This window comes from Vibrio sp. OPT18 (genome assembly GCF_015163615.1).
GTDB classification, from domain to species: domain Bacteria; phylum Pseudomonadota; class Gammaproteobacteria; order Enterobacterales; family Vibrionaceae; genus Vibrio; species Vibrio coralliirubri.
Map to the genome: position 1 here is coordinate 22,098 of NZ_JADDYK010000030.1, position 8,494 is coordinate 30,591.

General features: G+C 42.7%; 7 protein-coding genes and 1 riboswitch. Of the genes, 2 read left to right on the plus strand and 5 right to left on the minus strand.

Annotated elements, in window-relative coordinates:
• Window positions 1-68 precede the first annotated feature (68 nt).
• The 4 genes from IQQ51_RS06175 to IQQ51_RS06190 form a co-directional block, all read right to left on the minus strand.
• Window positions 69-1,544, minus strand: coding sequence for an aerolysin family beta-barrel pore-forming toxin (locus IQQ51_RS06175; RefSeq protein ID WP_193840607.1), 1,476 nt, complete (start codon window positions 1,542-1,544; stop codon window positions 69-71).
• 560 nt (window positions 1,545-2,104) lie between these two features.
• Window positions 2,105-2,566, minus strand: a complete 462-nt coding sequence (locus tag IQQ51_RS06180) for a hypothetical protein (RefSeq protein ID WP_048616408.1) — start codon at window positions 2,564-2,566, stop codon at window positions 2,105-2,107.
• A complete protein-coding gene (locus IQQ51_RS06185) occupies window positions 2,563-3,375 on the minus strand; it encodes a winged helix-turn-helix domain-containing protein (RefSeq protein ID WP_193840608.1) in 813 nt (270 codons plus the stop codon). The genes IQQ51_RS06180 and IQQ51_RS06185 overlap by 4 nt, the downstream gene beginning before the upstream one ends.
• Window positions 3,376-3,759: 384 nt before the next feature.
• Window positions 3,760-5,130 carry an alanine/glycine:cation symporter family protein gene (locus IQQ51_RS06190; RefSeq protein ID WP_048606947.1) on the minus strand — a complete coding sequence of 457 codons (1,371 nt, stop codon included), beginning with the start codon at window positions 5,128-5,130 and terminating at the stop codon, window positions 3,760-3,762.
• A gap of 129 nt (window positions 5,131-5,259) precedes the next feature.
• Window positions 5,260-5,379: riboswitch (glycine riboswitch) on the minus strand.
• Between the two features lie 609 nt (window positions 5,380-5,988).
• On the opposite strand from IQQ51_RS06190, the gene IQQ51_RS06195 reads away from it, so the two are divergent.
• Window positions 5,989-6,723 (plus strand): chromosome partitioning protein ParA, encoded by a 735-nt coding sequence (locus IQQ51_RS06195; protein WP_050633434.1) that lies wholly within the window; start codon window positions 5,989-5,991, stop codon window positions 6,721-6,723.
• Between the two features lie 323 nt (window positions 6,724-7,046).
• The gene (locus IQQ51_RS06200; RefSeq protein WP_164091120.1) at window positions 7,047-7,220 is read left to right on the plus strand and encodes a hypothetical protein; all 174 of its coding nucleotides are present in this window, start codon (window positions 7,047-7,049) and stop codon (window positions 7,218-7,220) included.
• Window positions 7,221-7,407: 187 nt separating this feature from the next.
• Here IQQ51_RS06200 and IQQ51_RS06205 read toward each other — a convergent pair.
• Window positions 7,408-8,494 (minus strand): alanine/glycine:cation symporter family protein (locus tag IQQ51_RS06205; protein WP_228012702.1); only part of this gene is annotated, 1,087 nt, incomplete at its 5' end.

Sequence of the window (8,494 nt, forward strand, 5' to 3'; positions counted from 1 at the left end):
ACGATGTGTCGTGGGCTTTGTGCTTTATTACTGGTAGATCTTTGTACCGATCTTATTCAACAGCGCAGTTATTCAACGACGCTAATGTTCATCTCAGCACCTTCGAAACCTAAGTCACTCAACTCATCGGCGTTAAAGTTGGTGGTAACTTCGATGTCGCCAATGCGCTCAGTAGATTCGTTGACGGAATCAGTACTTCTTTTGCTGCGTAGATTGTTAGTAATTGGTGTTGCTTGTCCAATTTCGATAGTACCTGCAAATTGAGATTCAGCGTAGAAATCTCCAGACACGTAAGAGTGGAAGGGGCGTAAGCTTCCGCCAGTCGCGTATTGCATGCTTGATAAGCCAGCTTCTTTAATCGCCCAGCCCCAATCCCACCATTTTGTTTCACCTGGGATGTAACGGTGATCCCATTGGTAGCGAATGTCGGCAGATTCACTGCTGCCACGACCCATGGTGAAGGTATGAGCCTTGTATGGGCGGTTATCTGGATGGGAGTGCCACGCGTTGCCACCCCAACGAAGGAAGCCGTTGAATTCAACATCGTAGCTAATATCGGCGTTGAATCGGTACGGGTAAGAGATGCTTGAACGATACAGCTCAACTCGAATCGGTAGCTCCGAATTCGCAGGAACCATAGGACGAGCTTGAAGTGTTACTTGTTCGCTAGTGGAGTTGCCATTTGTTTCAGCGAAGCTTTGGTTGGCTTCGAACTTAACAGTGAGCTTAGTTTCGCCAACCAAAGGCCACTTGAAGGTGTTCTCTGTTTGAACGCTTTGTGAGAATCCATAGCTGTTCGTTTTCGACCAGTTTGTTGATTCGTCTACTTTTAGGTCGACCACCACTTGTTGAGCGATGTTGCTGTTGTTTCTTGCCGTCGCGTAAACCGTTTTCACTAGTTCACGATCCGACTCGACAACATCACCATGCCAAAAGTTGTCGTCGTTAACGGTGTAGGCAAAATTGTCGACGGTGATTTTGGTTTTTTCATCACAGCGATAGCCACTACAAGAACCATTGTTATTTCCTTGTATTACCCAGCTGTCGCCAGAGCGCTTTATCGTCATGTCTTCGCCAACATACTGACTGTTATTACCGCCAACCCAAGCGTAACCTAGGTTGTGAGCTAAATAGCTTAATGGGCGAATAAAATCGGTACGATTGTTTACTAATTCATACTGAACATCGATTTCGCTGCCTTCCTGAACCGATTTGGCGGAATAGTTAGGGATTTCAGATTGGTCGTTGTTTGGGTAACAGAACGTTGACCCACTGCTTGATTGCTTAATTTCGCCATGATAACCAGACCCCATGATTACCCAGTTTCCTTTTAACCCGGTGATCTGCCAAGTGCCCATACGAGCGACCAAAGCACTCTTCTGCTCTTCGGCTTCATAACGGTCTATAGGACGATAACCAGAGCGACATACATCTTCACCAAGTTGGTCAAACACTATTTGGTCTGGGTAAATCTTCGCGTTTACACCGGTTGATAGAACAGACAACACTGCGGTTGCTAAGAGACTTCTGTTTACTGTGATCATTAACAATTCCCTCATTTGTAATTTTTCTATTTTGATAATGTTTTGCGTGCCGTGCAGTTAACAAGACAAGTTCACTTTTTCATGTTGATAAATAGATAGATACTGAAAAGGGTTGAATTAAATTACCCCTTCAATTCAATGGTTTGTATTGTCATTAGTGTTTTTACGGTGAAAGAGTATGTAACTAAACGTAAATTGTTTGATGGGGCTCAAACCGTTTTTAGAAAAATGAAGGCCTATTATTCTGGCTTAGACGTCAAAATTATTTGACGTTATTTTTGGCGCTTGTATGAATGGTTAATTAGAAGAAAAGATATAATCATTCACAATGCTCGTAGTTTTAAGGTGGACAGATAGTGAGTGACAATGAGTAAAAGTCTAACTTGAATATCTTGATTTGCTATCTGGTTTAAAATGCAAACACTTAAAGTAAGGAAGACGGTAATAATTGCATTACTGATAGAACAATGAAAATAACCATCCGTTTTCTATGTGTAATATAGGTAAAGCTTGCTATTTGATAATAGGGTACTTGTTACTAGTGGTTAAACTATCTCTAATTATCGTTTGGCCAGAAGTTGTGTTCGGCCTGTATTACACGTTTTAATGATGGCGAATAAATCATTCGAACTTAAGATATCAATCTTTACCGTTAATGGGTCATTGTTGATTAACAGGTAAGGCGACAATCGGCTGTCATTCATTGTTTTATTTATTTTTTGCACAGAGACTAAGTCGATGGTGCCAGAAATAGAAAAGAAAAGTGATTGCGAAGGGCGGGCTGTTCCTCTGAATCGCAGAACAAGTGGGTCGGGCATGTTGTCGTCTTGAACGGACATCAGGTGTAGCACCTTGTTGTTACTTATTTTCGTTAATCCGTCGGTACGTAATACATTGTCATTCACTATCAGGTCCACCACGCTATGTTGGTAGCGATGCTCTTCTTTTGGTTGGGGCGAAGGGATACTCCATATGCCAACCAATAAAACGAATGCAGAAATGAGCGCAACGATTGGCATCATAATTGACCTCTTTCTAGGAATAACGCCAGTTCGGTACTGGCTTGATCTAGTTGGGTTGGCGTGTAAAAGATGTTGACAGACTGGCGTGTGGCTTTGTTGAGAATAGAGAACTCAGAATATTCAGCTTCTTCGTTAATGTACGCCACACAATCACATTGATACTGATAGAGAATGCTTTCTAGCTCTGGCGTCATCGCCATTTCAGGGGCTTGGAAAACTTGTATTTGACCTATCCATTGCTCACTGAGCCGGTTAACGGGGTTGATATCGCTGAGGTTTCTCTCATTAACCTTAGCAAAAGCCAATAACGCTGATGCCAACAGTAAGCAGCCAGTGGTGAAGTAGCACAACTTGTTTCGGTTTTCAGCAGTGGGGAAGTAAGCCGAAGAACTTTGTTTAGGGTTAGGCTTAGGTTCGACTGCAACGGCTGCACCGATAGCAATACCGTTATTGCCGAAGGGTATTAGGTTGCTCGCATCAGTAAGGGGAGTTGTGGCTGCATTATTGATGGGGGAGTCGATTACCACGCACTCATCGATAAGGCGATAGCCCACCTTAGGAACGGTGACGATTGGGGTTTCTTTGATGCCTAATCTAACGAACCCTTGGCGCAGTAAACTTATACTTTTCGCTAGTGACGTATCCCCTATGAACTCGTTTCCCCAAGCGAAGCTAATAATATCTTGTTTGTTAACAATATCGGGTGAGTTTTTATGTAATAACTCCAGAACTCGAGTTTCACGGTATCCTACTTTAATAGAACGTTCATCGTTATAAATACGGTTTTTAATCGGGTCGAATCTGATCATATAGCCAACGTTTTATTTTTATTATAATTCTCTCTACAATGTAGATGACTATAAACTGACTAATATATGAATTAAAGTCACATGTTTTATTCTTCTGGTTTTTTGTGTTGTTGAAACAAAAAGAAATTTAATATGTTTGTGACAAAATGCCTGACACCAACGCACAATCTGTTAAATATAAGTAATATCTAATTAAGTGTTGGTTTTATTAGTGTCCTTTTTATTAGTCTTCTATTGGCTTTATTAAATCGCATAGTAGTCGATTTAATATTCTTGTTATTTATAAGGGCATATGTGCTGCATAATAATTTAAGACGTTTCGCTATGTGATGAAAATAAAAAAGCCCGCAGTTGAGTGCGGGCTTGGTATTCAATCAATTCAGGTTACGCTTTAACTGCTTCACAATCTTTTGAAGAAGTTAACGGTTTGAAGAATAGCTTGGTTTCTTCGATAACAACGTGGCGCAGCAAGATAAGCCCGATTAGGTTCGGAATTGCCATTAGGCCGTTCACGATATCAGCTATTATCCAGATCATGTCGAGCTTCAAGAATGCACCAGAAGCCACCAAGGCGATGAAGATGATCTTGTAAGGCAAGACTGCTTTGGTGCCTAGCAAGAACACAACACAGCGCTCACCGTAGTAGTTCCAACCTAAAATTGTTGTAAACGCAAAGAAGATTAAGCCAACAGAAACCAACATAGGGCCAAGGGTATCTGCATTCAGACCAACAGCGAATGCGTGAGTGGTCATCGCAGCGCCTGAAAGGTCCGTCTGCCAAGCACCCGTTAAGATAAGCGCCAAGCCTGTCATCGTACAGATGATGATGGTGTCGAAGAAGGTACCTGTCATAGAGACAAGTCCTTGTTTCACACATGAGTCTGTTTTAGCCGCTGCTGCAGCCATTGGTGCGCTACCTAGGCCAGATTCGTTCGAGAACACACCCCGAGCGATACCTGATTGGATAGCAAGCATGATGCTCGCGCCAAAGAAACCACCGGTTGCTGCTGTGTTGGTAAACGCAGAAGTAACAACAAGGGTAATAGCATTCAGTAGTTGGTCTGCATTTGAAATTAGAACGCTTAAACACGCGACGACGTACATAACCGCCATAGTAGGAACAACTTTCCCTGCCACTTTAGCGATAGATTGGATACCACCAAGGGTTACAACCGCCACCAATATCGTAAGAACGACAGCAGACATCTCACGAGAAGCGCCAAATGAGATTTGAGTTGCGTCTAAGATAGCGTTGACTTGTGGGAAGGTACCGATACCGAAGCAAGCAACACCGAGCGCGAAGACAGCGAACATTACCGCCAAGATTCGTGAGCCGACACCGTATTGCAGGTAGTACATTGGGCCGCCAACCATTTCGCCATTGCTATCGGTTCTGCGGTATTTAACGGCAAGTAGACATTCTGCGTATTTGGTCGCCATACCAAATACAGCGGCAAGCCACATCCAGAAAAGGGCGCCAGGGCCACCAATCTTGATTGCGGTCGCTACACCCACGATGTTACCTGTACCAATGGTCGCTGAAAGTGCAGTACACAAAGCCGCGAAACTCGATACGTCACCCGTACCAGATTTGTCTTTGCTGAACACCATTTTCAGTGCGGTTGGGAGGTGTCTAAACTGGAGTAAACCTAAGCGAAAAGTAAAGTAGATACCTGTCCCCACTAGCAGAATAAGCAGTGGTGGTCCCCAAACGAATTGGTTGATGGTTTGTAGTGTAGCTTGTAGGTGGTTCATAGATTCCCCTTAATAAATTAAAAATTTAAGGAGAAGAGGGAAGGCAGTGCAGATCACAGGGATCGGTAGCACTACTTAATACATACGGATTTCTAGATAGAATTCTTTTGTTAATTAAGGCTTGTTGCTTTCCACTCCTCTGTCCTTTTGCCTGAGAGTTTCACTTAGCGAATCACTTATAGATAAGTAACGGGCACTAAGCTTGCTCCTTCGGCGACCGATCTAACGGTTCTCTCCAGAGGTTCCTCCAACGACAGTCCTCACTTTTCTGGATTTCTCCAGCATAAAGCACCTGAAAGATTTACTTCTTCGGCGGGTCAATCTAACTAAATGTTAATATTTAGTTAAAAGCCACTCTCCTGCAGTCTTCATCGGAACAATTACCTAAATAATTAGGTAATCTGTAGGCGTATCCTAGATCATATAAAATGTGATGTCAGCTACAAAATATCTGTTTGCACAAATGTTGTTCAACTAAATGATCAAACAACGAGTCTCTGACGTAACTTGCTTATTTAAATGGTATAAAATAGAGAAACAAGGAGGAGTTATGACTCGACTAATAGCGATTGTTTTTTTATTGGCTTTGGCATTTGTACTATTTCGTTACCGGACAAACGAAAAACTGCAAAAATGGGTAGTGATAGTTATCGTTAGCAGCTTCCTTTTGTATACTGCCAGCTTGATGATTTCGGAGTTAACTCGTTAAGCCTGTCTGTAAACAGGTGGGATGAATGTGTTAGTAGAGCTTAAGTGCTTCTGGCTTGAGCGATAGGTTTAACTGAGCCTACACTATCAGTATTGGCATTCGCGCCAGTGACCGCGTAACGTTAAACAAATTTTTGGGAGTACCCGCTAGTGAACCAGCAATCTGGACAAAGCGAACAAGATGAAGTGGTTGTTATTGAAGAACGCGATAAGCGCAGTCAGCTCTATATCGGCATTGCTGCGGTTATAGGTTTAGCACTGGGTGGCTTAATTGGTTCTACAGTTACTGCTTCTAAGTGGGAGTCCACTTATCAGGTACTCGAAACTCGTTATCAAGAACTGCATGACAGCAGAGCACAGTTGATGACATCCGTTGAAACTAAAGTGGCAAAAGTTGATACCGAAATCGATGCGAAAGTAGAAGCCGCTCTAGTGAAACAAACGGAAGAGCATCAAAAAGAGCTCCAGGAATTAGCGAAGCAGTCTTCGGTTTTAGAGAAGGCGAACTACTCGTTAGAGCAACAGCTAAATGAACAGAAGCAAACGTTAGAGCAAACTCAGCAAGACAACCAGAAACTTAATCGTCAAGCTGACATGCAATCGACGTTGTTTGAGCGTTCGCGTGAAGTTTTCCGAAAAGAACTACAGATTTCTCAAGAACTGGAAAAGCTTGAGAAAGAAAGAGAACAACTCGAGCAGAACCTTGGCTCTCTTAAGAAAGCGTGTGACGTTTACTTAGATGGCACATCATGGGATGCGAAATCTGACGCGTGTGAGAAGCAAGATAACGCTAACTCTCGACTGAGCGATATCAGACAAATGATTGAAGTCCACACCATGGATCTCAAGCAGATCAAAACGCTCACTGAAGAGATGGGTCTATAAGCCGAAGGCTTTACCAACCTAACGTTAGTTTTGCATTAAATATTGAAACGCCCATATCACACACGTGATGTGGGCGTTTTGCGTTTTCTCGGGAGCATAGATCCGGTGCTTTCTCATTATTGATTATTTGCGTGTTTTCATTGTTTGCTTAGATATTTGTGAATAGTTACGTATAACCATAATGATATGTCACTTGTTGTCTATTAAATGACTTTGCATACATATTTTCAGATCAGAGTCGCTGCATAATAGTGTTGTTCAGGATGAACACGCAGTCGATTGCTCGCTCGCATTTGGCTGCTTTGACGACAAGGGATGGAGTGATGCCAGAGTATCTTTGTGAGAACTGCACCATAGCTTATTGTTTCGATGATTGTCGCTCGCCATTAGCGCAAAAAGAGATGATCGAAGTAGAAGAGTTGGTTCGTCGTGTCGATGTTGAACACGATAGTGAAAAGGGCGAAAAGAGTGAGCAGGGCATTGAAGATAACAATTAACCTAATCATGCAGACATAAAAAATCCCCACAAGCCAAGCTGGTAGGGATTTTGAATAAGTTGCAGTCCTGTTCTCGCTTTCTCAAGCAAAGGGTCTTACAAAAATTTTTAGAACAGTTTCGTTTATTCGAGCTGTATCGTTTCTTAAAATCCAGTTAGCTACTAGAGCAACCTCATTCCACTAAACGTTATTTCTCATACGTTTTGATTTCGCCTGATTTCACACGAGCAACAAACGATTGTAGTTCTTTCTTCACAACTGGCATCAAGAAGTACAGACCAAGAATGTTGAAGATAGACATCGCAAAGATAGCCGCATCAGAGAAGTCGATTACCGCACCAAATTGAATCGTGGCACCAATAACAACAAACACACAGAACATCACTTTGAAAATCAGCTCCGTTGTTTTGCCTTCACCAAATAGGTAAGTCCAAGCTTTAAGACCGTAGTACGACCAAGAGATCATGGTAGAAAACGCAAACATGATTACTGCGAGAGCGAGTGTGTATTTGAATACTTCTGCCGTTTCAGTAAAAGATGCTGCAGTCAGCGTTACACCTGTTAAACCAGAACCATCGAATGGACCTACGTTTAAGCCAGCGATAGTGATAACCAATGCTGTCATTGTACAAATGATTACTGTATCAACGAACGGTTCTAATAGTGATACTAGACCTTCGGTGATTGGTTCTTTTGTTTTAACCGCTGAGTGAGCGATAGCTGCTGAACCTACACCTGCTTCGTTCGAGAACGTTGCACGCTTCAAGCCTTGAATTAACGCACCAATGAATCCACCAACAACACCTTCACCAGTAAATGCACCTGTAAAGATTGCGCTGAAAGCAGGACCAACTTGATCAAGGTTAGAACCGATAACAATCAGAGCCATACCGATATACAGAGCAGCCATCCAAGGAACAACTTTTTCCGTTACCGATGCGATAGAAGGCATACCACCAACAATCACAGAGAAAACTAAAGAGGCAAGTACAAGGCCAGTGATCACACCGTATTCGCTTGGTACATCAAATGCGTAAGTTAACATGGCGTGTGCTTGGTTAGCTTGGAACATGTTACCGCCGCCCAATGCGCCTAAAATACACATTAATGCGAAACCAATAGCGAGCACTTTACCTAGTCCGCCTAAACCTCTTTCACCAAGACCTTGACTTAGGTAGTACATTGGACCACCCGAAACAACACCTGAAGGTAGGATAGTTCGGTATTTCACACCTAAAGTACACTCACAGAACTTAGAAGCCATACCCAGAAGG

What these genes read in the sequence shown, in the direction of transcription:
- IQQ51_RS06175 (WP_193840607.1), bottom strand. Translation starts at nt 1,544, where the DNA reads ATGATCACAGTAAACAGAAGTCTCTTAGCAACCGCAGTGTTGTCTGTT.
- IQQ51_RS06180 (WP_048616408.1), bottom strand. Translation starts at nt 2,566, where the DNA reads ATGATGCCAATCGTTGCGCTCATTTCTGCATTCGTTTTATTGGTTGGC.
- IQQ51_RS06185 (WP_193840608.1), bottom strand. Translation starts at nt 3,375, where the DNA reads ATGATCAGATTCGACCCGATTAAAAACCGTATTTATAACGATGAACGT.
- IQQ51_RS06190 (WP_048606947.1), bottom strand. Translation starts at nt 5,130, where the DNA reads ATGAACCACCTACAAGCTACACTACAAACCATCAACCAATTCGTTTGG.
- IQQ51_RS06200 (WP_164091120.1), top strand. Translation starts at nt 7,047, where the DNA reads ATGCCAGAGTATCTTTGTGAGAACTGCACCATAGCTTATTGTTTCGAT.